A 21631-nucleotide genomic window follows, 5' to 3' on the forward strand; every position below is an offset into this window, starting at 1 on the left:
TCAGCCCGGAACGGCGACGCGGCGGAGGTCGCGAGCGCGGGTCAGGATGATGTCTTCGAGCTTTTGGACCGTGGCCGCCGAAACTGTGGCCGGAACCCACGCGCCGTTCTGGTTCACTTCACGCGAAGCCGAAACGCGCAGCGCATCGGCGCGCAGGTCCTGGTCCAGGATGGTGACCGTCAATTTGACCCGCTCGCCCGGCGCGCGCGGATTGGAGTACCAGTCGGTGATGATCACGCCGCTGTTCGGGTTGGCCTGAAGCAGCGGAGCAAACGAAACTGTATCGAGCGCGGCACGCCACAGATAGCTGTTCACGCCAATCGTGGTCAGACGCGACGGCGCCTGGCCGTGGGGGACATTCCTGTTCCTTGCGCATCCCGAGCTGGCGAATGCCAGAACCAGCAAAACAGCGGCAGTCTTATGCAAGCGAGTCATCGAATATCCTCGGGAACTATCGGTCGCGGCGTTATAGATGCTGGCTCTTTACGAGCAAGGTGTCCCTCCGCGGCGCAGAAATTGTGTTGAGTCAGCAACAGGCGTCAACTGAATCGATTCGAGTCATGGAACGGACAGCTATTCCAAACTATATCGACTCCGAAACAGGGAGAGAGTCCGTCTTTGCTTAAGGTCGTCCATCGCAAGGAAGCCAAGCTTCTGGCCGCGTTAGCGGCTGGCGGCCTTGTGCTGTCCCCGGCGATCGCCGCGACCGGCTCGACGGCGAAGAAGAAGCCCGCGCCTATCTCGCTGAGCTTCGACCCGATCTCATCCTTCACTCCGGCCAATGCCGATCCGAAGCTTGCTGCCGCACTTGGCAACAGCAAGGGCATGGCCCTGACCGATTTCAAATTCACGCCTGCTCCGGCCAAGGGCCGTCCGTCGCAGGTACGCGTAGCGATTCGTGCCCGGACTGCTGCTCCGGCTGCAGTGAGCCTCGCAAGCGCAGCGAACACGACCCAGGCGATCGATGCGCTGAAGCCGACCAGCTATAACCTCGGCGTTGCCGTGGGCTGGAAGCGTTTCGCCGTTTCCGGCGATGTCGCGAAGGTCGAATCGGCGAACAGCGCGCTCGGTGGGCGCGAGACCGCGGTGGTCGGCGTCAGCTACAATCTCAACAAGCGCCTGACGACCCGCGTCGCCGTGGGTGCGGACCGTGCCGATGGCCATGCGCTTGCCGGTCTTCGCAAGGGTGACAATTACTCGGTCGATGCTGGCGCTTCCTATGACCTCACCCGCCGGATCGCGGTGACCGGTGGGGTTCGCTACAACGTCGAGAAGGATCGGGTATCCGCCTTGTCCGACGCGCGCCGCGACAGCCAGGCCGTCTACGTCGGAACTGCCTTCAAGTTCTGACGCTCAAAGCCAGGCGTCTATTCCAGCCCAACCGTAGAAGCCTTCGCCACTCAGGCCCGCAAATCTTCGCGCGTCCATTCCGCCGAGTGCGATTGCCGGCACTCCGGCAGCTTTCGCAATTCTGACCGCCAGCGGTTTCCCAAGCGCCTTCTGCCCAGGATGCGAACTCGTGCGATGGACGGGGGAGACGAAAACCAGGACCGCTCCATCGGCGCGAGCGATCTCGGCTTCGTCGATGCTGTGCACCGATCTTGAGAAGGGCAGTGGGCAAGGAATCTCTGCCGGATTGTGGACCAGGACCGCACCCAAGCGCACCGCCAGATCTGCGTCGCCCGCGACTGCCAGCGTGAAACCACGCTGCCGGGCGATGTCCGACACCCGGCACGCAAGCATTTCCCGCGACTCTGGCGGCAGCGAGTAATGGCGGAAAACGATGCCGGCATGCTTGTCGGTGAGGCGATCGATCGCGCTCCACAGGCGATCATCCATGCGTTCGTCGGTCATCAGCCACTCACGTGGCCAAGGTCTCTGGCGGCCAGTCATGCTGCTTCCTATAGCCGCGCGCGATGACCGGTGCCGAGCGACGCCACATGATTCTCGAGGAGATCGCCGCCGCTGCCAAAGTGGCGAGGCGTGGTCCCGCCGACGTGCAGCTCATCGCTGTCAGCAAAGGTCGCACCGTCGACGAGATCCTCCCGTTGATCGAGGCTGGTCAGCGCGACTTTGGCGAAAGCCGAGTGCAAGAGGCGCTGACTAAATGGCCCGAGCTCCTCGCGCGACGTCCCGAAGTGCGGCTTCACGGAATCGGCCGGCTGCAGTCGAACAAGGCGCCGGAGGCCGTCCGGCTGTTCGATGTGATCCACTCGCTCGATCGCCGGTCGCTGCTCGAGACGCTGGTCGCCGAGGCCGAGAAGGCGAGGCGATTTCCTGCCGTCTACGTGCAGGTAAATATCGGCGAGGAGGCGCAGAAAGGCGGATGTGCAATTTCGGAAGTCGGCGACTTGGTCGGTGCAGTCCGTCAGTCACCACTGCCGCTTGCAGGGCTGATGTGCATTCCGCCAATCGGCGTCGAGCCCGCTCCCTATTTTGCACTCCTCGTCAAGCTTGGGCGACGCCATGACGGCACGGGCTACAGCATGGGAATGTCAGCAGATTTCAAGCAGGCGGTAATGCTTGGCGCGACCGCGGTGCGGGTCGGAACGGCGTTGTTCGAAGATGCCTAGGCCCAACGCACTCATCTTCGACTTCGATGGCGTCCTTCTCGAAAGCGAGTTCGAGGGTAACCGCCAGCTTGCGACGCTTCTTACGGACCTTGGGCATCGCCACAGCGTCGAGGATACGCTGCGCAACTATGTCGGGCTCGCAGGCAAGGACTTCATCGCGGCAATCGAGCAGCGGATCGGCGCGACGCTGCCACAGGAATTCCACAACCAGATGAAGGAAAAAAGCCGCGAGGCTCTGCGCGAGGGAATTGAGGCCGTGGTCGGCGCGGTCGATTTCGTCCGGGCATTGCCGGCAAACCTGCCCAAGGCGGTTGCGTCCTCCAGCTCGACGCGATGGCTTTACGGCCACCTTGATCATCTCGGGCTGACCGACGCTTTCGGGTCGCACGTCTACAGCGGCCACGAGCATGTCGAGCGCGGCAAGCCCGAGCCGGACATCTATCTCTATGCCGCCAAGCAACTCGAGGTTCCTATCGACCGCTGCGTGATCATCGAGGATTCGCCGGTCGGAGTGGTCGGGGCCCTGAGGTCAGGCGCGCGGGTGATCGGTTTGGCGGCCGGCTCGCACTGCCTCGACGATCATGGCGAAATGCTTCGCGACCTTGGCGTCCAGGAGATCGCCTACGACTTCGATGATGTCAGGCGGCTGTTGAGCTTAGTCTAGGTGACCGCTCTTCTTGCGCTTGGTCGCGAGATAGTCGGCGTTGTGCGGATTGGCGGGCATGTGGTGGGGCACGCGTTCAGTGACGCGAATACCCGCGGTTTCAAGGCCTGCGACCTTGTTCGGGTTGTTCGTGAGCAGCCGAACCTCATCGATGCCAAGCGTACGAAGCATCGCTGCGGCGTGGCCGTAGTCGCGTTCGTCGTCGCCAAAGCCCAAGCGGCGATTCGCGTCGACGGTGTCGAGCCCTCGGTCCTGCAGGGCGTAGGCGCGCAGCTTGTTGGCTAGGCCGATACCGCGACCTTCCTGCCGCAGATAAAGGAGGACTCCGCCGCCAGATGCGCCGATGATCCGGAGCGCCTCCTTCAGTTGGGGACCACAGTCGCATTTGAGCGAGCCGAAGACGTCTCCGGTGAGGCATTCGCTGTGAAGGCGGACGAGCGGCGGCTTACCGCCGGGCGCACCGATGAGCAGCGCGACATGCTCCTGGCCATCATCCGAAGCGCGAAAGGCGACGATCTGGGTCGCGGGGAGATCCTCGAGCGGAAGCTTGGCCCGGGCGACAATCTCGACTTCCGGCCTGCGGTCTTCGCGGGTGATCTGGCCGGCGGAGACGCTAACGGCTACGCTGTCGGCAGGGACGATCCAAAGGGCCGGCAGCAAGCCCGCCGATCGGGCCAATGTCAGAGCGCCGCGGGCCGCCTGCGAACAGTCGAGCGGGACCGGGTGAAGCGGGCCAATCGGTCCGCGATCGAGATCGCGGCCGGGATCTGCAAGAGCGAGCGCTGACTCGGCGTCGAGCCACTCCGTCCGTTCGATTAGCACTGGCTCGACCGGGTCTGCCGCATCTCGAAGGTTGGCGAGCGAAAGCGCGGCTGCTCGCTCGCCGCTGATCAGCAGCTGCGCCTCGTGCTTCGGGTCGACAATGTCGAGCAACTCCGGTGTAGCGGTCTCCACTGCCAGCACTGCGATCGGCTGTGCGCCCTCGATCCGCACCGGCCGACCGCCGCGAAGGGCAGCGATCGCTCGGCGGATGGAAGGCTCAGCGGTCAAACGTCGATCTCGCAGATGAGGGGAACGTGGTCCGATGGCCGTTCCCACGCGCGGCAAGGTTCGAGGACGGTGTGGCTCGCTAGGTGACTCACGAGCTCGGGCGAAGCCCACATATGGTCCAGCCGCCTGCCGCGGTCGTTCTTGGTCCAGTCGGGCGAGCGATAGCTCCACCAGGTGAAGTTGCGCGCCGGGGCGGGCACAAACTTGCGCCCGATGTCGATCCAGTCGTGCGCATCGCGAAGACGTGTGAGCGCCTCGACCTCGATGGGCGTGTGGCTGACGACGGTCAGCAGCGCCTTATGACTCCAGACGTCGCACTCCAGTGGCGCGACGTTGAAGTCGCCGACGATGATCGTGGGCTCTTGCAAGCCCTCCGACCATTTCGTCATGCGACCGATGAAATCGAGCTTCTGACCGAACTTCGGATTTTGCTCGCGATCGGGAATGTCGCCGCCGGCCGGGACGTAGACGTTTTCGATGCGAATTCCGCATTCGAGACGCGCTCCGACGTGCCGGGCCTCGCCATTGTCCTGCCAATCGTGCTTGCCATGATCCTTGAGCGGGACGCGGCTCAGGATCGCAACGCCGTGATGCATGCGCTGACCGTTGAGGAGGCGGTGCTTGTATCCGTGGCGCTCGAACAGGTCGGCTGGGAAAATGCTGTCGAGCACCTTCGTTTCCTGAAGGCACACGATGTCCGGCTGCTGCTCTTGGATTAGACGTTCGACTAATCCGGTCCGAGCCCGAACCGAGTTGATGTTCCAGGATGCAATCTTCAGGCGTTTTTCCACGAACGCCGCTTAGCCTGCCCGCACGGATATGAAAAAGGCCCCCGCTCCGGGGGCTTGGAGCGAGGGCCGCCTAGCGTTCGTCACGCAAGGGATCCTGCAGACCCCGGTAACAGGGGGAAACCCAGGGCAAGTTGCAGAATCGAAAGCCTATTTAGGACTTGATGCCTGTCGTTTCTATGAACGCGTCGCAAAGTGAAACTTTTTTCATCCTAGCGCTTCTTCGGCTGGGCGTAGGTGAACGCGCTTTCGGGCACAGCGACATTGTAGCGAACGTCGGAGAGCTTGACCGTCGTGCGCTTGCCCTGCGGGTCGATTGCGGTCCAGCCGTAGAGCTGAAGGCCACCCGGCGCCGAGGGGCTGCGCAGGAAGGCGAGCGTGAGCTGGCCGTAGCTGCTGTTCTTCGCGCGAGCGACCACCACGCGCGGATTGTCGCTCGGCAGCACCTGCGCCTTGCCATTGAAGTCGGGTGAACTCGACAGAAGCGCGCCGAGGGGTGTCTTGTTGAGCGGCCAGCTCGACTTCTGCCCGACCTGATAGTCCATGAAGTTGAGGTTGCGCCCGTCAGCGACGAGCAGGAGATCGCCGCTGCCGTATTGGAAGCGCACCTTGCCGGGACGCTTGAGTTGCATAGTACCGGCCGCTGAACGGCCCCGCGCGTCGGTCTGCACGAAATTGGCGGTCATCGTCTGGACGGCGCCGATGTGCGACTTCAACTTGGCGAGATCAGGCGAATCGGCGGCGGCGACCGGTGCAGCGGCGACGATGGCCGCGACCGTGAAGGCGCGCACAATGCTCGTCGTGACGTTCATTTCAAAGCTCCCGGAAATCTTGCGCCTCGAACTGGCGTTTGCGCTTTGAATGCGGACTGAACCTTGCGGTTCCGTTCCATTCAGCCTCAGATTGGGTGTCCGTCAGGATCGATCAGCACCTCGCGCCGGCCGACATGGTCCGGCTGACCCACGAGTCCCTCCTTCTCCATCCGTTCAATCAGCCGAGCAGCGCTGTTGTAGCCGACGCGCAGCTGCCGCTGCAGGTAGGAGGTCGACGCCTTCTGGCTTTCGGCAACGATCTGAACCGCCTTGCGGAACAGCTGCGTGTCGGGATCGTCTTCGCCGGTCGGCTGTCCGTCGAACAGGTATCCGCCGTCTTCGGGCTCCTCCGTGACGGCCTGGACATATTCAGGCGCGCCCTGCCGCCGCCAATGCTCGGCAACTGCGCGGACTTCCTCGTCGCTGACGAATGGCCCGTGGACGCGGATGATCTGCTTGCCGCCTGGCATGTAGAGCATGTCGCCCTTGCCCAGCAGCTGCTCCGCCCCCTGTTCGCCGAGGATCGTGCGGCTGTCGATCTTGCTCGTGACCTGAAAGCTGATGCGGGTCGGCAAGTTCGCCTTGATGACGCCGGTGATGACGTCGACCGACGGCCGCTGCGTCGCCATGATCAGGTGGATGCCGGCCGCACGCGCTTTCTGGGCAAGCCGCTGGATCAGGAACTCGACCTCCTTGCCGGCGGTCATCATCAGGTCCGCGAGCTCGTCTACAACGACGACGATCTGCGGCAGGACTTCGTACTCCAGCTCTTCGACTTCGTAGAGCGGCTGGCCCGTGTCGGCATCGTAGCCAGTCTGGACTCGCCGTCCGAGCTTGGAGCCCTTGGCTTTCGCCTCGCGCACCTTGGCGTTGAAGCTCGGAAGTGCACGGACGCCGAGGTTTGCCATCATGCGATAGCGCTCCTCCATCTGCTCTACCGCCCATTTGAGCGCGCGGATCGCCTTGGGCGGCTCGGTCACGACCGGAGCGAGAAGATGCGGAATGTCGTCGTAGATGCTGAGTTCCAGCATCTTCGGATCGATCATGATCATCTTCACCTGATCGGGCCCATACCGATACAGGAGCGACAGGATCATACAGTTGAGACCGACCGATTTGCCCGATCCTGTCGTGCCCGCCACGAGCAAGTGCGGCATTGGCGCGAGGTCCGCGATGACGGGATCGCCGGAGATGTTCTTTCCGAGAATCAGCGGCAGGGCCATGTTCTGATCTTCGAAGGCCTGGCTTCCGATTAGCTCCGACAGGCTTACGGTTTCGCGCTTCGGGTTGGGAAGCTCGATGCCGATGACGCTGCGGCCCGGGATGGTGGCCACACGGGCCGAGAGAGCCGACATGTTCCGGGCGATGTCGTCGGCCAGAGCAATGACGCGGCTCGCCTTGATGCCACTGGCCGGTTCGAGCTCGTACATAGTGACGACTGGGCCCGGGCGAACCTCGACGATGTCCCCGCGCACGTTGAAGTCCTCGAGCACGGTTTCGAGAAGGCGTGCGTTTCGCTCGAGGCCCACACGGTCGATTTGCTGTTTGCCTTTCTCGGTCGGTGGCGCTGCCAAAAGGTCGATTGTCGGCAGCTGATAGCTATCGCCGAGGGCGAGGCTGGGTTGTGACGAGGGCTTCCGAACCTTGTCGCGGCCCGCAGCAATCACCGGACGATGTGATTCGGCGACCGCGACCGCTGGCTTCGCCTTCGGTGGCGTAGCGGCTACGGCACGCTCCTCGGCAATCTCAGTCTTGCGCGGAGCTGCACGCCGCTCGCGAGGTGCACGCCGCCACAAACCGCCGACCCAACCCTTCTCATCATCGTTTAGACCGAGCGCGAAATAGCCCACAGCCAAGCCGGCGAGGCCGAACAGTAGAAGCACGGTCAGACGAGTTGGGCCGGAGATCATCGGATTGGGGATCAGACCGATCGTCCAATCCACGCCATGCGCGATTCCGAGACCGAGCGCGCCGCCCCATCCAGCAGGAAGCCCGGAGACTGCCGACGCGCTTGTCAGGCCGAGGGCTACGCCGAGCAAAATCGCCCCAACGGCGGCGAGCAGAAGGGCCCGACCGATCCGCCCGGCCGGCTGTAGGCGGAGCATTCGAAGGCCGGCAAGCGCGATGACGGGGAGAAGGAGGACGGCGCCAAGACCGAACAGCAGGAGTAGCGCGTCGCTGAAATAAGCGCCCGTGCTTCCCAACCAGTTGGTTGGTGGCCCGCCGGCAGCGGTACTGAGCGACGGATCGGTGGGGCTGTGCGTCGCAAGCGCGACTGCGCCCGCAGCGCTGACGCCGATCAGGAACGCGCCCCATGTGCGGATCGCAAGCCGATGCACGGCGGCACGCAGAGCGTCTCGCCAATGAGGCGCTAATTCACGCTTCGGCGCGCGCGCAGCTACGGTCGCCATTCCCAACCCCCGGTACTAATCCCACTCGTAAAATCCCCCACGCGGACTCTGCGGTCAAGCGAAGTCGTGGCGTCAATGCGACGAACGGGCTAGTGCCCCGCCGATGGACCGTTCGGACGTGATCATCTTCGGGGGCGGATTGATCGGCTTGGCGCTCGCATCCGCCCTGGATTCGAGCGGTCTTTCTGCGATCGTGGTCGATCCCGCCGATCCAGCGCCGCGTAAGGAGGCCAGCTTCGACGGGCGCACCAGCGCCGTCTCATCCAGCTCGATGCGGATGCTCGAAACCATCGGCGTAGCGGCTCATTTCCCAGAGCCAGGCGGTCCGATCCGGACGATTGCCGTCGCGGATGGGCTGAAGCCGGGCGGACTGCATTTCGAGGCCGAGGACGATGAGCCGCTCGGCTGGATGCATGAAAACCGCAACCTTCGCGCAGCGCTGCAGGCCCGTGCGGAGGCGGGGCGGAGCATCTGGCTTTTGTGGAAATCACGCGTCACCGAGGTCGATCGAGGGGATTACGGCGTCGTCGTGTCGCTTGGGGACGGGCGGCGGCTTCAGGCGCCGCTTCTGGTGGCGGCCGATGGGCGGAACTCAGCAACGCGTGAAGCGGCGGGCATCCGCGTTGCGCGCTGGCGTTACGATCATCAGGCGATCGTTTCGGTTCTTCGACATGAGCGGCCACACGACCAGGTTGCTTACGAAATCTTCTATCCAACCGGACCGTTTGCCCTTTTGCCGATGACTGACGATGCCGGCGGCCATCGTTCGGCGATCGTCTGGTCGGTACCGCGAGACGATGCCGCAGGCTGGCTGTCGCTGAGCGACGATCATTTCGCGGCTGAAGCGGAGGCGGCCATGGGCGGCTTCCTTGGCAAGATCGAACTGCTCGCGCCCCGATCCTCGTACCCGCTCGGCTTCCATCACGCCGCGCAGATCACCGAGAAGCGGCTCGCGCTAGTCGGGGATGCAGCGCATGCGATACACCCCATCGCGGGGCAGGGGCTGAACCTTGGATTCCGTGACGTCGCAGCGCTCACGCAGGTGCTTGTCGAAGGCAGCCGGCTTGGTCTCGACATTGGCGACCGTCAATTGCTCGACCGGTATCAGCGCTGGCGTTCGATCGACGCGCTTTCTGTTGCCTTCGCCACCGACAGCCTGACGCGAGTCTATGGCGTTCGAGGCAAGACGGCCTCGGCTGTGCGCCGTTTCGGCATGAGCGTGATTGAGCGTGTCTCGCCGATCAAGGACCGCCTGATGAACGAAGCGCGCGGAACGAGCGGCGAGCTCCCGCTGCTGCTCCGGGGGTTGTCGATCTAATTACTGGATTGTCGGTTCGATTTCCGACCCGCCGTTCACGGCGACGCGGTGGAATTGCATCAATTGCACGAGCAGATCGGCTCGCTCTTCCAGGGTCGCTTGCTCCAGTAACGCCTGCTTCGCGCCGACGTCGAAGGGCGCGACCTGGGCGATGGCGTTGACCAGCATCTCGTCGTCGAGGCGGCTTACCGCATCCCAGTCCACGGCGAGGCCCATGGCATCACCGAGACGCCGCGCCTCACGCTCGACTTCGGCGCGCTGGACGATTGAAAGCGCCGCCGGTTCCTCGTCGTCGAAGGCTTCGATATTGACCTCGGCGCAGCGATAAGTCGCGTCGGTTTCAAGGTCCTGGATGTACCGGAAGCGATTGATCCCGAGCAGCACGATGTTGAAGCGGCCATCTTCCAGCTCCTCGATGCCAACGACTTCACCGACGCATCCGACACCATAGAGGGGCGCCTGATTGTCGTCGTCGAGGCGGTGCGGCTGGATCATGCCGATGCGGCCGGCACCGTCGATCGCATCGCGGACCATCTCACGATAGCGCGGTTCGAAAATGTGCAGCGGCAATTGCGAGCGCGGAAAGAGGATTGCGCCGGGAAGTGGAAAGATAGGAATCCGGATCTTGCGGGTCACGTAAACAGCACCGCCGACAGACGGCGGCGCTGGGCGCTCGACCAGGGGTCTTCGAGGCCTTGTGCCTCAAGCAACTGAAGAAAGCGCTTCCGCGCTGCGCCCTCGTTCCATTCACGGTCTCGGCTGACGATTTCGAGCAGCGCATCGGCGGCCGCGTCGCGATCGCCTGAGGCCATCTTGGCTGAGGCAAGCTCGAATCGGGCCTCGTGGTCGTCCGGATTGGAGGCAAGTCGTTTTTCGAAGGCGCTCGTGTCCGCAGCGGGTGCCGCGGAGGCAACCTCGAGGGCTGCCTTGGCCCGGGAGATCTCAGGCTTGCTCGCGAGTTCGGCACGGACGCTGTCTACGATTCTCCGTGCCTCATCCGTTTCGTTGGCGGCAATCAAGCTGCGCGCGAGGCCGCCGATCGCGTCAGCATTCTCCGGAGCCAGCTCCGTAATCTGGCGGAAGATTGAAACTGCCCGCGGCGCATCGCCGTCGGCGAGTATCTGTTCGCCCATCGCCAGCAACGGCTCGATCTCCGCCTGCGGCGTTTGGCCTTCCGGCTCGATCTTCAGCTGCTTGAGCAGCTCATCCAGCACGCGCTTTAGCTGCGATTCGCTGCGATAGTTGGTCAGGTCCGCAACCGGCTGGCCCTGGTAGAGCGCGTAGACGGTCGGGATCGACTGGATGCGGAATTGAGAGGCGAGCAGCTTGTCCTTGTCGACGTCGATCTTCGCGAGCTTCACGCCCTTATCGGCATAGTCCGCCGCGATCTTGTCGAGGACCGGAGAGAGCTGCTTACAAGGCCCGCACCATTCCGCCCAGAAATCGAGGATGACGAGCGCGGTCATGGAGGGGTTGATCACCTCCTGCTCGAACCGCTCGATCGATTCACGTTCGGCTTCGCTCAAACCCAGAGTCGCCACGCCGTCCGAATCCTCCCGATTGCTGATACTCGCGCGCATATGGGCCGCAGCCGCCTCAGCCACAAGCGCGAGGCAGATGTGGATAATAGCCTCTTAACGCCTTTGGGCTACGCCGGCCCCATGACCGCGGAGGGCAAGACCAACACGATGGGCTGGTGGCCGGCTGTTGCCGTGCTGACCCTCGTAGGCTTGGCACTTCGGATCGCAGCTGCGCAGGGCGGCCTTTGGACCGACGAAGCCTGGTCGATGATCTACGCGCAAAAGGCCGCGGATCCGCTTGGCGTGTTCCTGCGGATCAATCACGACAACAATCATCACCTCATCTCGCTGTGGATGCAGGTGGTGGGAGTTCATGCCCCGCCGATGCTGACCCGCGCTCCAGCGATTCTCGCAGGCACGCTCGCGATTCCGGTCGCGGCGTTGCTGTTCGCTCGTCACTCGGCTGTTGCTGCGATTGGCGCGGCCGCGTTGTTCGCAATCTCACCGATCATGGTAACCTACGGCTCCGAAGCGCGCGGCTATGCATTGATGGTGCTCGCCGTGCTGGCGATGCTTCGGCTCGCCATCGATGCGGTGGAGAATGGGGTGAAACGCTCCACCTCCTGGTGGATCGCTTTGGCCGCAACGCTGGGCATGCTCTCAAATCTAACGATGCTCGCGCCAGTCGCGCTGGTGACCGCTTGGATCTACCTCGAAAAGCGCTCGTCATCCGGTTCGGCCGCCGCAATTCCTGAAACGCTTCGCATCATGGGACCGGCCATTGCGGCCTGCGCCGCTGTCCTGGCGCTCGTTCTTGGCATGGCGTTCGTAAGTCCGACTGGACTGCAGGTGGGCGGCTACATGCCCTTCACCTTCGAGGACTACACGATTGCGCTGTCGAACCTGACGGCCTGGACGGCAGGCCTGACGTTTAGCATCCGCTGGATCGCCATCGTTGCGCTGCTGGGCATCGGCGGCGCGATGATTGTCCGGCCGCCCGCCTCGATGGGCCATCGCGCACGGCTGTACGGCATCCTGATCCTGGGCGTGCCGCTGGTGATCCTGGTCGAGCGCACTGGCAACGCTTTGTTCTCTCGCTACTATCTGTGTAGTGCGGTCGGCCTCCTCCTGCTTGGCGCTGACTGGATCGGGCAGGCTTTCACGAAGCCGGGTGCACAGCGCGTCCTCTGCGGCGCTGCCTGCGCCTTGTTCCTGGCAACGGCCATCTGGCGTGATGGTCAGATCATCGAGCTGAAGCGCGGTGAGCCCGACCGCGCTGTGAGCATCATGGCGCAGCAAGCACCTAAAGGCGCAAAAATCGCGATCGGCACCGAGCGGTTGTTCGCGCCGATGATGACCGCAGCCCAGAGGGCAAGCTACCCGCTGGCCCAGGCCCCTACGTGCAGCCCCGCCCAATATCTGATTTCGGCGCGCACGATGTCGACCAAGCCGGTAATCACCTATTGTGGGCGCCAGATGCATGCGATCGCATGGAGTCGTACGACGGACCTGACGGGCGATGCGTGGGTCTTGTACCGCGAAGGCTTGCAAACCCGCGAGGCCCCTGTTAGCGGCCCGCGTCTAGCGCGAGACACGCGCATTTCCGGCCGAGCGGGCGTAGCTCAGGGGTAGAGCACAACCTTGCCAAGGTTGGGGTCGAGGGTTCGAATCCCTTCGCCCGCTCCAGCCGGTATTTCCGATTGCGACTTCCAACCCCAAATTGAACAAGTGTCGGCTCTGCAAGCTTTGTAGAAAGGCGTATGGCGCCATCGTGTCCAACGACCGTTCGAGTCCCGACGGCCATTGGGACCTTATGGGCGCATGAGGGTTCGAAGGAGTGACGGATGACTGATCCGAGTGAATCCGGCGAGCTCGCCGAATTGAAGCGCGATTCGACGCCAGGTCAGGACCAGCCCGCGCGCGAGTTCAAAACCATCAATCCCGCGAACGGCGAACCCGCGCAAACCTATCCCGGCAATTCGATCGATGAAGCCCATGAAGCCGCCGCCGCGGCGCGCCGGGCGCAGCAAGACTGGCGCCGGACATCATTTGCGGACCGTTCGGCGATCATTCGCAAGGCAGCCGAAATTCTCCGCCAACGGGAAGACGAATTCGCTTGGCTGATGACGACCGAGATGGGCAAGACCCATGATGAAGGCCGTGCGGAGATCGAAAAATGCGCCTTCCACTGCGAGTGGTTTGCAGACCACGCGGAGGCCTATCTCGCCAATGAACCAGCCGACATCGGCGGCGGAGAAGCGTTCGTAACCTTCAATCCCATTGGCGTGGTGCTCGCGGTCATGCCTTGGAATTTCCCTTTCTGGCAGGTCTTCCGGGCCGCTGCTCCCGCACTCATGGCGGGGAATGGCATGCTCTTGAAACACGCGAGCAACGTTCCCGGCTGCGCGCTCGCGATCGAGGAAGTGTTGCACCAGGCTGGCGTACCGCACGATCTGTTCCGCACGCTGCTGATCCACAGCGGCGATGTGAAGGCGTTGATCGAGGACAACAACGTCGCTGCCGTAACCCTGACCGGCAGCGTCGGTGCAGGCAAAAGCGTCGCGACTGCGGCTGGCGGCGTGCTTAAGAAGTGCGTGCTCGAGCTGGGCGGGGCCGATGCTTATTTGGTCTTGGAAGACGCGGACGTTGCAGCTGCCGCCAAGGTAGCTTCGACCGCGCGCATGGTGAATGGCGGCCAGAGCTGCATCGCCGGCAAGCGCTTCATCGTCGTTCGTTCGATCCTCGAACCGTTCGAAAAGGCAATGGTCGACGCCATGCGCGGCTACGAGATGGGGGACCCGACAAAGGAAGGAACGAAGCTCGGCCCGATGCAAAGCGTCGAGGCTCGAGACGAGATCCATCGCCAAGTGACTGAGAGCGTGCGCAAGGGCGCACGGTTATTGCTCGGTGGGAAAGTGCCTGACCGTCCTGGTGCGTGGTACCCGCCCACGGTTCTCACCAACGTCTTGCCCGGGCAGCCTGCGCATGACGAGGAAGTGTTCGGTCCCGTGGCGGCAATCATCGCCGCGAACGACGAAGCGGACGCAATTCGAATCGCCAATGCAAGCGAGTTCGGACTTGGCTCAGGAGTGCTGACGTCGAACCTCGACCGCGGTCGGCGCATTGCCGCCGAGGAGCTCGAAGCCGGCATGAGCTTCGTAAATGAGAACGTCCGGTCGGATCCGCGCACGCCGTTCGGTGGTGTGAAGCATTCCGGCTACGGCCGCGAGTGCTCTGCTTACGGCATTCGTGAGTTCGTCAACATCAAGACGGTGCACGTGAAGCCCGTCGGCGAGGGCGGCACGACCCGAACCGAATAGGGGCTACTTTCGCCCGGACTGTCCCTGAGCGGCGTACGCGCTGCCACGCAGCATCTGGTGCTGAGTGATCACTGCACGAACGACATTATTCATCAGCGTCATTCGGACGGGCAGCGGCACGGATGTCTTCTTGATCATCACCGCGACGGAATAGCTGCGTCCGTCCGGAGCGGTTAGGATGCCGATGTCGTTATAGCCGGCCTGGTAGGCACCGAGCACCTGCCCGGTTCCAGTCTTGTGACTCAGCGTCCAGCCCGGCTCGAGACCGCCTTTGAGGCGATTGGCGCCGGTCTTCGTATTGCCCATGATCCACAGGAGGCGACGCGTGGATTCAGGCGACAGCAACTCGCCGCGCTTCAGGCGAGCAAGCGCCGCAGCGATCGCGCTTGGCGCCGCGCCGTCGAAGGGGTCTTCCACGTAGCGATTGAAGGCCGCCTGGCGAACACGAAGCGGGAGTGCGTCGCGTGCCTGGTAGAAGGCGTTCCCGATGGAATAGCTGGGAGTCCAGATCAGGCCCGCGATCTTGCTCTGCAGCGCTCGCTCGCCATTGTAGAAACGGATCGCGCCGAGGTGCTTGGCGCCGATCATGTTGCGCACCGCTTGCGGTCCGCCGACCGAACGCATCAACTTGTCATTGCAAGTGTTGTCACTCGTGGTGATCGCCTTGAACATGAGATCGTCGAGCGTCGTGGTGTAGCCGCCACCGAGGATCTTCGCGGCCACAGGTTGGTGGAATAGTGTGAGATCGTCGCGGGTTAGCGTGACCTTGTCGTCGAGCCGTACGCGGCCCTTGTCGACCGCATCGAGCGCGGTAATCGACACCCAGAGCTTGCTGACGCTTTGTTGCGGGTAGAGCTCGTCGGCCTTCCACCCGGTGCTCCAGCCGTCGTCGACGGAGCGGACTGCAATGCCGACACGGCCATTGAAGTTGCTGCCCAGCGCGTTCACGCGGTCGCGGATGTACTGAGGCGCCGGAATTGCACGCGGCGGCTGAACGACCGGAGCGGGGCGGTAGGTCGACCGCGGAGCAGCTGGCTGCGTGGCCGCGGATGCGGTCACCTGAGTGGATGCAAGCGTCACGGCCACGAGCCCCAAAAGCCGCCCAATGTGCTTCCGATGTGACATCATGACTTCACGCTCCCCCAAAACTCACTCGTTTTCACAAGCATTTAGCGCAAACCGGCTGAACCCCCGCTGTTCGCGCACGAGCGAAGACTCGCATTGTGCGAGTCGCTTGCCAACCGTTTAGCGAGCGGGTGCTGCGGCGGGTTGTGGCGCTGGAGCGCCGAGCAGAGCCGCAGACTCGATTTCATCGAGCGCGCGGTGCACGGCGACATAGCGGCGGGCCTTCGCGATCCAATCCTGGGCATTTGATGCGCCTGGCATGCGCATCGTTTCGACGAGCGCCTGATCCACGTCACCCGCTGCCAGCCGCTGACGGGCACGTTCGTATCGCGCATCAGGGTTCATCGCGGGCCGTTTCGCCGGATGGACTTCGATGAGGCTACCGAGCTCGCGCTGGAAATTGCTCCACCAACTGTCCTGAGGTCCTCCTCGGCGGAGGTCGGGACCCCGAGTATCGAATTGCGCGATCAGATCGTTGAGCCGCACCGGCTCGCGCGATCCCGTGATGATCGTCGCGACCGCCTGCTGATGCTGTTGCCCAAACCGATCGACGAGCAAGGGCTCGAGGTAGCCTAGCGCGACGGCTCGATCGATCGCGCGTCTTGCCGCAAAGGCGACAACAAGCGCATCGGCGCGTCCGGCAAAACCTTCCGCACGCTGCGTTGCATTCTCCACGCGTTCGACGCGCGCCTGGAGGTCGGCAATCTGCGCATTGGTGGGAACGGGTGCAGTGGCCGGAACCGGAGGGATAGCCGCAATGGCGACTGGCTTGGGAGTGATTGGCGCCGCATCACTTGCGGGAGCCACGCCCAGAACGCGGGCGGCCGGACGATAGTGCGCAAGTCCCCAAGTTGCTGCGCCTGCGCCGATCAGAATCAAGACGAGTCCAACGAGGAGCTTACCTCCCCAACCTGTGCTGCGCCGATAGCTCGTTCCGTTCATCGCCGGGGCGCGTTGTTGCACAGCCTTTCCGCAAGGGCCAGCAGAGCGTCGTCGGTAGGAGAATCAGCCGATTCGACCGAGGCCCAGCCCTCACCGGCAGCCGTGGCCGCCTCCGAACTGATTGCGGCAACAGCAATCGAACCCTTGTTCACCCCGGCTTGCTCAGCGACCTCGGCAAAGCGTCTGCCAGCTCGAGGCGAATGAATCAGCGCTACGCTGCCTTCGACGCCCTCCAAAGGCACTCTCGCTTTGGGTCGTGAGCGATAAACGGTGACCGAACGGAGAGCCTGAGGAGCATCATCGACATTCTGACGATCCTCACCCGCGAGATGAAGCAATCTGAGATCGGGTTCGATTGAGCCGAGTAGACGCTCGATGCCGGCATCGCCGGCACTTGCGACGTCGAACCCGGCCTCTCGCGCCGCATCCGCTGAAGCGGGTCCAACTGCGTAGACCGGCAGGCCGCGCAGCTCCTTTAGTCCTTCGCCGCCGTGCCGGACGGCGTTGGCGCTGGTCAGCAAGAGCCCGTCAAACCCGGCTGCTTCCGGAACTTCCCACGCGACAGGCTCAACTTCGAACAGTGGAATTGCGACGGCATCCAGGCCGCGGTGTTTTGCTCGGTGGACGGTTGCGCTCGCGCCCGGTTCCGGACGCAGGACCAGCACCCGGGTCATCGCGCGGCGAACAGCCTCCGAATGGATTCCGGCGCCGCGCCAAGCAACCTTCCCGCAAGGCCTTCAGGCGTCTCCGAATCGCCGCAATCGAACACGGCGCGATCCTCGATCATCTCGCTGCCGTCCTCGCTGAACAGCTGCGCACGCATGCGGAGGTCGCCATCTTCAAGCACACAGAATGCCGCGACCGGCGAGGCGCAGTCTCCGCCGAGAGCGCGGGTGAATGCGCGTTCGGCCATCACGCAGTCATAGGTGATCTGATTGTTGACGGTGCTGAGAACGCTCTGCGTCCGGGTGTCGTTGGTGCGGCATTCCATTGCGATGACGGCTTGGCCCGGCGCGGGCAGGATGATCTCCGTCGGAATCGCAGTACCGACACTGATCTCCAGCCGCTTAAGGCCCGCAGCTGCCAGCAACGTCGCATCGAACTCGCCGGATTCGACCTTTCGCAAGCGCGTTTCGACATTGCCGCGGATCGGCAGGATGTTGAGGTCGGGCCGGAGCCGCAGCAGCTGCGCCTTGCGTCGCGGAGAGGACGTGCCGACCGTCGCACCTTCAGGAAGCTTTTCGATCGACTCCGCACCGACGATCCGGTCACGCACGTCGCCGCGCGGACGGACGGCAGCGATGTGAATCTCGTTCGGCCGAATGCTTTCCACGTCCTTCATGGAATGGACGCAGAAATCGACCTCCTCCTCTATTAGTGCGCGATCAAGCTCCTTGGTCCACAGCCCCTTGCCGCCAATCTCGGAAAGCGGCCGGTCTTGCACCTTGTCGCCCGTGGTCGTGATTTCGACGATCTGCACCCATCCGTCGGGCCAGCGCTGCGCCGTCTCTATTGCCGCCGCTACTTTGCGCGCCTGCGCCAGCGCCAGTGGCGATCCGCGAGTCCCAAGACGAAGCCCTTGCATGCCCCACCCCTAGTGCATCTGCCGATGATCAGGCAAAGGGCCGGTCGCGGAATGATATTGAAATGTCGATAATCCTCGGTCTCGAATCCTCGTGCGACGATAGCGCGGCGGCGCTGGTCACGACCGATCGGCGCATCCTTGCGCAGGCGGTGGTGGGCCAGAATGCGGCGCACCAGCCTTATGGTGGTGTGGTCCCCGAGATTGCGGCGAGGGCACATGTCGAGATCCTGCCCGACCTGATTTCAAAAGTATTGAATGACGCCAAGCTGTCGATCCACGACGTGGATGCGGTGGCGGCGACTGCGGGTCCCGGGCTCATCGGCGGCGTGATGGTGGCGCTCCTCGCCGGAAAGGGCTTGGCGCTCGCTGCCGGCAAGCCGTTGGTGGCGATCAATCATTTGGAAGGGCACGCGCTCAGCCCGCGCCTTGTCGATTCGGATCTCGGCTTTCCGTATCTGTTGCTCCTCGTGTCCGGTGGTCACTGCCAGCTGCTCGAAGTTCGCGGCATCGGGGACTACCGCCGGTTGGCGACGACAATCGACGACGCGGCCGGCGAGGCGTTCGACAAAGCTGCGAAGCTCCTCGGCCTCTCCTATCCGGGCGGCCCCGCAATCGAAGAGCTAGCCAGGAGCGGCAATCCGAAGGCGGTGCCGCTGCCGCGGCCGCTCGTAGGTTCGGGCGAACCGCACTTCTCATTCGCGGGACTGAAGAGCGCCGTGCAACGCGCGGTAGCTTCGGGCGAATACAAGCCCGAGGACATCGCCGCGAGCTTTCAACAGGCAGTGGTGGACTGCCTTGTGGACCGAACGGCCCGCGCCCTGGGCAAGACGGACGCGCCAGCGCTCGTGGTCGCCGGCGGCGTCGCAGCCAACCAGGCCATTCGCAAGGCGCTGGCGGATCTCGCCAGGCGCGAAGGCCGTCAATTCAGCGTACCGCCGGGCTGGCTGTGCACCGACAATGCCGCGATGATTGCCTGGGCGGGCGCAGAGCGCTTTGCTGCGGGGATGACGGATGACCTCGATGCTCCGGCACGTGCGCGGTGGCCGCTGGACGAGGGCGCTGAGAAGGTGCGTGGGGCGGGCGTGAAGGCATGAAGATCGGAGTCATTGGCGGCGGCGCGTGGGGTACGGCGCTTGCGCAGGTCGCAGCGACTGGTGAGCGGGAAACGCTCCTTTGGGCGTTAGAGCCCGAGGTGGTTCAGTCAATCAACGAGCGGAACGAGAATGTGGTGTTCCTGCCCGGTGTGGCCCTCAGCGCAGCAATTCGGGCCACATCCGATCTCTGCGAGCTGCGCAGCTGCGACGTTTGGCTCGTCGTCACGCCGGCCCAGCACATGCGCTCGGTGCTCCAACAGGCTGATGAAGTCGCGATCCCGCTCGTGCTCTGTTCGAAGGGCATCGAGGAGAATAGCGGCGAGCTGCTGCATCATGTTGCTAGTCAGACATGCCCGAAAGCTCAGGTCGCCGTGCTCTCCGGGCCCACCTTCGCGCATGAAGTCGCGAAGAGCTTGCCGACGGCGGTGACGCTAGCCGCGACGGATCATTCGTTGGCGGAACAGCTTCGCGATCGCATCGCTCAGCCCACCTTCCGCATCTATCTTTCCGATGATGTCGCGGGCGCCGAGATTGGCGGTGCGGTCAAGAACGTGCTCGCGATCGCGTGCGGCGTGGTGGAAGGAAAAGGGCTAGGTCAAAACGCTCGGGCAGCGCTGATCGCGCGCGGTTTCGCCGAGATGACGCGTTTCGGCCTGGCGCTCGGTGCGCAGCGTGAGACGCTTGCGGGTCTGTCGGGCCTCGGCGACCTGGTGCTGACCTGCTCCTCGACCAGCTCCCGCAATTATTCGCTCGGCAAGGGGATCGGCCAGGGGCAATCAGCCGCCGAATTGCTCTGCGACCGGAGGACGGTCGCCGAGGGCGCGTTCACCGCCCCCGTGCTTGCTCGTTTGGCGAGGGAACGCGGGATCGACATGCCGATCGTCGAAGCCGTGGACGCGCTAATCGCCGGCGAGGCCAACGTCGATGAGGTGCTCGGCGCGCTCCTGTCGCGGCCGCCAAAAGCTGAGGCGGTCTAGAAATCGACCGCAATGCCCTTCTTCTCCCAGTCGCCGTAGCGCGTGGGATCGAGTCTCTTTTCTTCGCCCTCCGGCGGACTAGGTGCGTTGAGTGGCTGCGGCTCCGGCACTGGAGGCGACGCACTCAGATGCTTCGGAGGATCGAGATGCTTTGGGCGTTTCATGACGCCAAAATGAGGATGCAGAGCGCTTATGCCAAGCACTGAGGGTCTTGGAGCCCGTAAAGCCGCGCTGCGCATGCTCGATGCTGTGCTGCGCAAGGGGCAGACGCTCGATAGCGCTGCCTCTTCCGCGCGGGACTTGCCTGCGCCCGACCGGGCACTCGCGCTTGCCATCGCCGGCGAAACGCTGCGCCGGTTGCCGGATCTTGACGTGCTGATCGACAGTGCCACGCGTCAACGACTTCCGGATGATTCGAAGGCGAGGACGGCATTGCGGCTGGCGCTCGCCCAGAAGATCGGCCTCGGGACGCCGGATCACGCCATCGTCGCGACTGCCCTTCCGCTCGTCGACGGTGGACCTCGCCGGCTGGTTCACGGTGTGCTTGGCACTCTGTTGAGACGAGGGGTGCCCGTTTCGAACGCCCCGAGGCTTCCGGAGCAAGTTGAGCAAAGATGGATGGACGTCTGGGGCAAGGCAGCTGTCGAGGCAGCTCGGCGCCAGATCGCCAAGCGTCCGGCGCTCGATCTCACGTTTGCGGAGGACGGAGAGGCCCAAGCCTACGCCGCCGCGCACGATGGTGTTTCGCTCGCGGCGGAGCATGTGCGGCTGCAAAGCTCGTCCGTCACGGACCTGGCGGGATTCGGTGACGGGCGCTGGTGGGTTCAGGACCTCGCCGCGTCCCTACCGGCACGCCTCATTCCGAGCGACGCTCACCAGGTGTTGGATCTTTGCGCGGCCCCCGGCGGCAAGACGATGCAGCTCGCCGCGGCCGGCCATGAGGTTACTGGCGTGGATGCGTCCGAAAGTCGTCTCGGACGACTGCGCGAGAACCTAGATCGCACCCACCTCAAGGCAGAGTTGGTCGTAGCCGATGCTCTCACCTGGGAGACGAGCCAGCGATTCGACGCAATCCTGCTCGACGCGCCTTGCTCCGCCACGGGCACATTCCGGCGGCATCCCGAAGTGCTTTACCGAGCCCGGCCCGCGATCATCGCCTCGAGCGCCGAGCTTCAGGTCAAATTGCTCGGGCGTGCGGCGCAGTGGCTCAAGCCTGGCGGTGCATTGGTTTACGCGGTCTGTTCCCTAGAGCCGCAGGAGGGCGAGGACGTGATCGTAGCCTTCCTCAACTCCAACCCGTCCTTCTCGATTGATCCGGCTAAGCCTGGCGAACTGCCTGACTTCGTGACGCCATTGCCCGAAGGATGGGTCCGGATTTTGCCGGGCGTGCTTGAAGAACAAGGCGGCCTCGACGGCTTCTTCATGGCGCGGCTTGTCCGCGGCAACGGTTAA

The 21631-nt window shown here is 63.7% G+C and carries 22 protein-coding genes and 1 tRNA gene; 10 read left to right on the forward strand and 13 right to left on the reverse strand.

Translation table 11 applies throughout. The annotated features are described in order from the left end of the window. Window positions 1-435 carry a DUF3576 domain-containing protein gene (locus AC4GYV_RS13735; RefSeq protein ID WP_491101260.1) on the reverse strand — a complete coding sequence of 145 codons (435 nt, stop codon included), beginning with the start codon at window positions 433-435 and terminating at the stop codon, window positions 1-3. A gap of 183 nt (window positions 436-618) precedes the next feature. Between AC4GYV_RS13735 and AC4GYV_RS13740 the strand changes: the two genes are divergently transcribed. Continuing rightward, complete coding sequence (locus AC4GYV_RS13740; RefSeq protein WP_491101261.1) at window positions 619-1350, forward strand: porin; 732 nt, start codon at window positions 619-621, stop codon at window positions 1348-1350. 3 nt (window positions 1351-1353) lie between these two features. Here AC4GYV_RS13740 and AC4GYV_RS13745 read toward each other — a convergent pair whose 3' ends face one another. Continuing rightward, complete coding sequence (locus tag AC4GYV_RS13745; protein ID WP_491101262.1) at window positions 1354-1854, reverse strand: thiamine phosphate synthase; 501 nt, start codon at window positions 1852-1854, stop codon at window positions 1354-1356. Window positions 1855-1916: 62 nt separating this feature from the next. Here AC4GYV_RS13745 and AC4GYV_RS13750 point away from each other — a divergent pair, with 62 nt between their 5' ends. Then, on the forward strand, window positions 1917-2573 hold the full coding sequence (locus tag AC4GYV_RS13750; protein WP_491101263.1) for a YggS family pyridoxal phosphate-dependent enzyme: 657 nt from the start codon (window positions 1917-1919) through the stop codon (window positions 2571-2573). After that, on the forward strand, window positions 2566-3237 hold the full coding sequence (locus AC4GYV_RS13755; RefSeq protein ID WP_491101264.1) for an HAD family hydrolase: 672 nt from the start codon (window positions 2566-2568) through the stop codon (window positions 3235-3237). Before AC4GYV_RS13750 ends, AC4GYV_RS13755 begins: the two co-directional genes overlap by 8 nt. Here AC4GYV_RS13755 and ribA read toward each other — a convergent pair. The 4 genes from ribA to AC4GYV_RS13775 all read right to left on the reverse strand — a co-directional run bounded on the left by ribA (window position 3229) and on the right by AC4GYV_RS13775 (window position 8298). Continuing rightward, entirely contained in the window at window positions 3229-4287 is a 1059-nt protein-coding gene (gene ribA, locus AC4GYV_RS13760) for a GTP cyclohydrolase II (RefSeq protein ID WP_491101265.1), read from the reverse strand. The two genes, AC4GYV_RS13755 and ribA, sit on opposite strands and share 9 nt — an antisense overlap. Then, window positions 4284-5078, reverse strand: coding sequence for an exodeoxyribonuclease III (locus tag AC4GYV_RS13765; protein ID WP_491101266.1), 795 nt, complete (start codon window positions 5076-5078; stop codon window positions 4284-4286). Before AC4GYV_RS13765 ends, ribA begins: the two co-directional genes overlap by 4 nt. 209 nt (window positions 5079-5287) lie before the next feature. Further along, entirely contained in the window at window positions 5288-5887 is a 600-nt protein-coding gene (locus tag AC4GYV_RS13770) for a LolA family protein (RefSeq protein WP_491101267.1), read from the reverse strand. An 86-nt stretch (window positions 5888-5973) separates the two neighbouring features. Next, window positions 5974-8298, reverse strand: coding sequence for an FtsK/SpoIIIE family DNA translocase (locus AC4GYV_RS13775; RefSeq protein WP_491101268.1), 2325 nt, complete (start codon window positions 8296-8298; stop codon window positions 5974-5976). Between the two features lie 103 nt (window positions 8299-8401). On the opposite strand from AC4GYV_RS13775, the gene AC4GYV_RS13780 reads away from it, so the two are divergent. Then, a complete protein-coding gene (locus AC4GYV_RS13780) occupies window positions 8402-9616 on the forward strand; it encodes a UbiH/UbiF/VisC/COQ6 family ubiquinone biosynthesis hydroxylase (RefSeq protein WP_491101269.1) in 1215 nt (404 codons plus the stop codon). Here AC4GYV_RS13780 and AC4GYV_RS13785 read toward each other — a convergent pair whose 3' ends face one another. Together AC4GYV_RS13785 and AC4GYV_RS13790 are read right to left on the reverse strand one after the other, a co-directional pair. After that, complete coding sequence (locus AC4GYV_RS13785) at window positions 9617-10252, reverse strand: LON peptidase substrate-binding domain-containing protein (protein WP_491101270.1); 636 nt, start codon at window positions 10250-10252, stop codon at window positions 9617-9619. Beyond that, a complete protein-coding gene (locus AC4GYV_RS13790; RefSeq protein WP_491101613.1) occupies window positions 10249-11157 on the reverse strand; it encodes a tetratricopeptide repeat protein in 909 nt (302 codons plus the stop codon). The genes AC4GYV_RS13785 and AC4GYV_RS13790 overlap by 4 nt, the downstream gene beginning before the upstream one ends. Window positions 11158-11196: 39 nt before the next feature. Between AC4GYV_RS13790 and AC4GYV_RS13795 the strand changes: the two genes are divergently transcribed. The 3 genes from AC4GYV_RS13795 (at window position 11197) to AC4GYV_RS13805 (ending at window position 14456) form a co-directional block, all read left to right on the forward strand. Beyond that, window positions 11197-12768 (forward strand): hypothetical protein, encoded by a 1572-nt coding sequence (locus tag AC4GYV_RS13795; protein ID WP_491101271.1) that lies wholly within the window; start codon window positions 11197-11199, stop codon window positions 12766-12768. Continuing rightward, window positions 12748-12822: transfer RNA gene (locus tag AC4GYV_RS13800), tRNA-Gly, on the forward strand. Before AC4GYV_RS13795 ends, AC4GYV_RS13800 begins: the two co-directional genes overlap by 21 nt. Before the next feature lie 158 nt (window positions 12823-12980). Continuing rightward, window positions 12981-14456, forward strand: a complete 1476-nt coding sequence (locus AC4GYV_RS13805) for an NAD-dependent succinate-semialdehyde dehydrogenase (RefSeq protein WP_491101272.1) — start codon at window positions 12981-12983, stop codon at window positions 14454-14456. Between the two features lie 3 nt (window positions 14457-14459). On the opposite strand, the gene AC4GYV_RS13810 is transcribed toward AC4GYV_RS13805, so the two are convergent. The 4 genes from AC4GYV_RS13810 to hemC all read right to left on the reverse strand — a co-directional run bounded on the left by AC4GYV_RS13810 (window position 14460) and on the right by hemC (window position 18108). Beyond that, entirely contained in the window at window positions 14460-15584 is a 1125-nt protein-coding gene (locus tag AC4GYV_RS13810; RefSeq protein ID WP_491101273.1) for a serine hydrolase, read from the reverse strand. 117 nt (window positions 15585-15701) lie between these two features. Next, window positions 15702-16523: a hypothetical protein gene (locus tag AC4GYV_RS13815; RefSeq protein ID WP_491101274.1), complete on the reverse strand. Its 822-nt coding sequence runs from the start codon at window positions 16521-16523 to the stop codon at window positions 15702-15704. Beyond that, a complete protein-coding gene (locus tag AC4GYV_RS13820) occupies window positions 16520-17197 on the reverse strand; it encodes a uroporphyrinogen-III synthase (RefSeq protein WP_491101275.1) in 678 nt (225 codons plus the stop codon). Before AC4GYV_RS13820 ends, AC4GYV_RS13815 begins: the two co-directional genes overlap by 4 nt. Continuing rightward, on the reverse strand, window positions 17194-18108 hold the full coding sequence (gene hemC, locus AC4GYV_RS13825; RefSeq protein WP_491101276.1) for a hydroxymethylbilane synthase: 915 nt from the start codon (window positions 18106-18108) through the stop codon (window positions 17194-17196). Before hemC ends, AC4GYV_RS13820 begins: the two co-directional genes overlap by 4 nt. 62 nt (window positions 18109-18170) lie before the next feature. Between hemC and tsaD the strand changes: the two genes are divergently transcribed. Both tsaD and AC4GYV_RS13835 read left to right on the forward strand, forming a co-directional pair. Then, window positions 18171-19202 carry a tRNA (adenosine(37)-N6)-threonylcarbamoyltransferase complex transferase subunit TsaD gene (gene tsaD / locus AC4GYV_RS13830; RefSeq protein WP_491101277.1) on the forward strand — a complete coding sequence of 344 codons (1032 nt, stop codon included), beginning with the start codon at window positions 18171-18173 and terminating at the stop codon, window positions 19200-19202. Next, window positions 19199-20179: an NAD(P)H-dependent glycerol-3-phosphate dehydrogenase gene (locus AC4GYV_RS13835; protein WP_491101278.1), complete on the forward strand. Its 981-nt coding sequence runs from the start codon at window positions 19199-19201 to the stop codon at window positions 20177-20179. The genes tsaD and AC4GYV_RS13835 overlap by 4 nt, the downstream gene beginning before the upstream one ends. Here the strand turns inward: AC4GYV_RS13835 and AC4GYV_RS13840 are convergent. Continuing rightward, window positions 20176-20343 (reverse strand): DUF1674 domain-containing protein, encoded by a 168-nt coding sequence (locus AC4GYV_RS13840; protein WP_491101279.1) that lies wholly within the window; start codon window positions 20341-20343, stop codon window positions 20176-20178. The genes AC4GYV_RS13835 and AC4GYV_RS13840 overlap by 4 nt on opposite strands. A gap of 28 nt (window positions 20344-20371) precedes the next feature. On the opposite strand from AC4GYV_RS13840, the gene AC4GYV_RS13845 reads away from it, so the two are divergent. Beyond that, on the forward strand, window positions 20372-21631 hold the full coding sequence (locus AC4GYV_RS13845; RefSeq protein ID WP_491101280.1) for an RsmB/NOP family class I SAM-dependent RNA methyltransferase: 1260 nt from the start codon (window positions 20372-20374) through the stop codon (window positions 21629-21631).

This window comes from Sphingomonas sp. SP4, assembly GCF_058313375.1.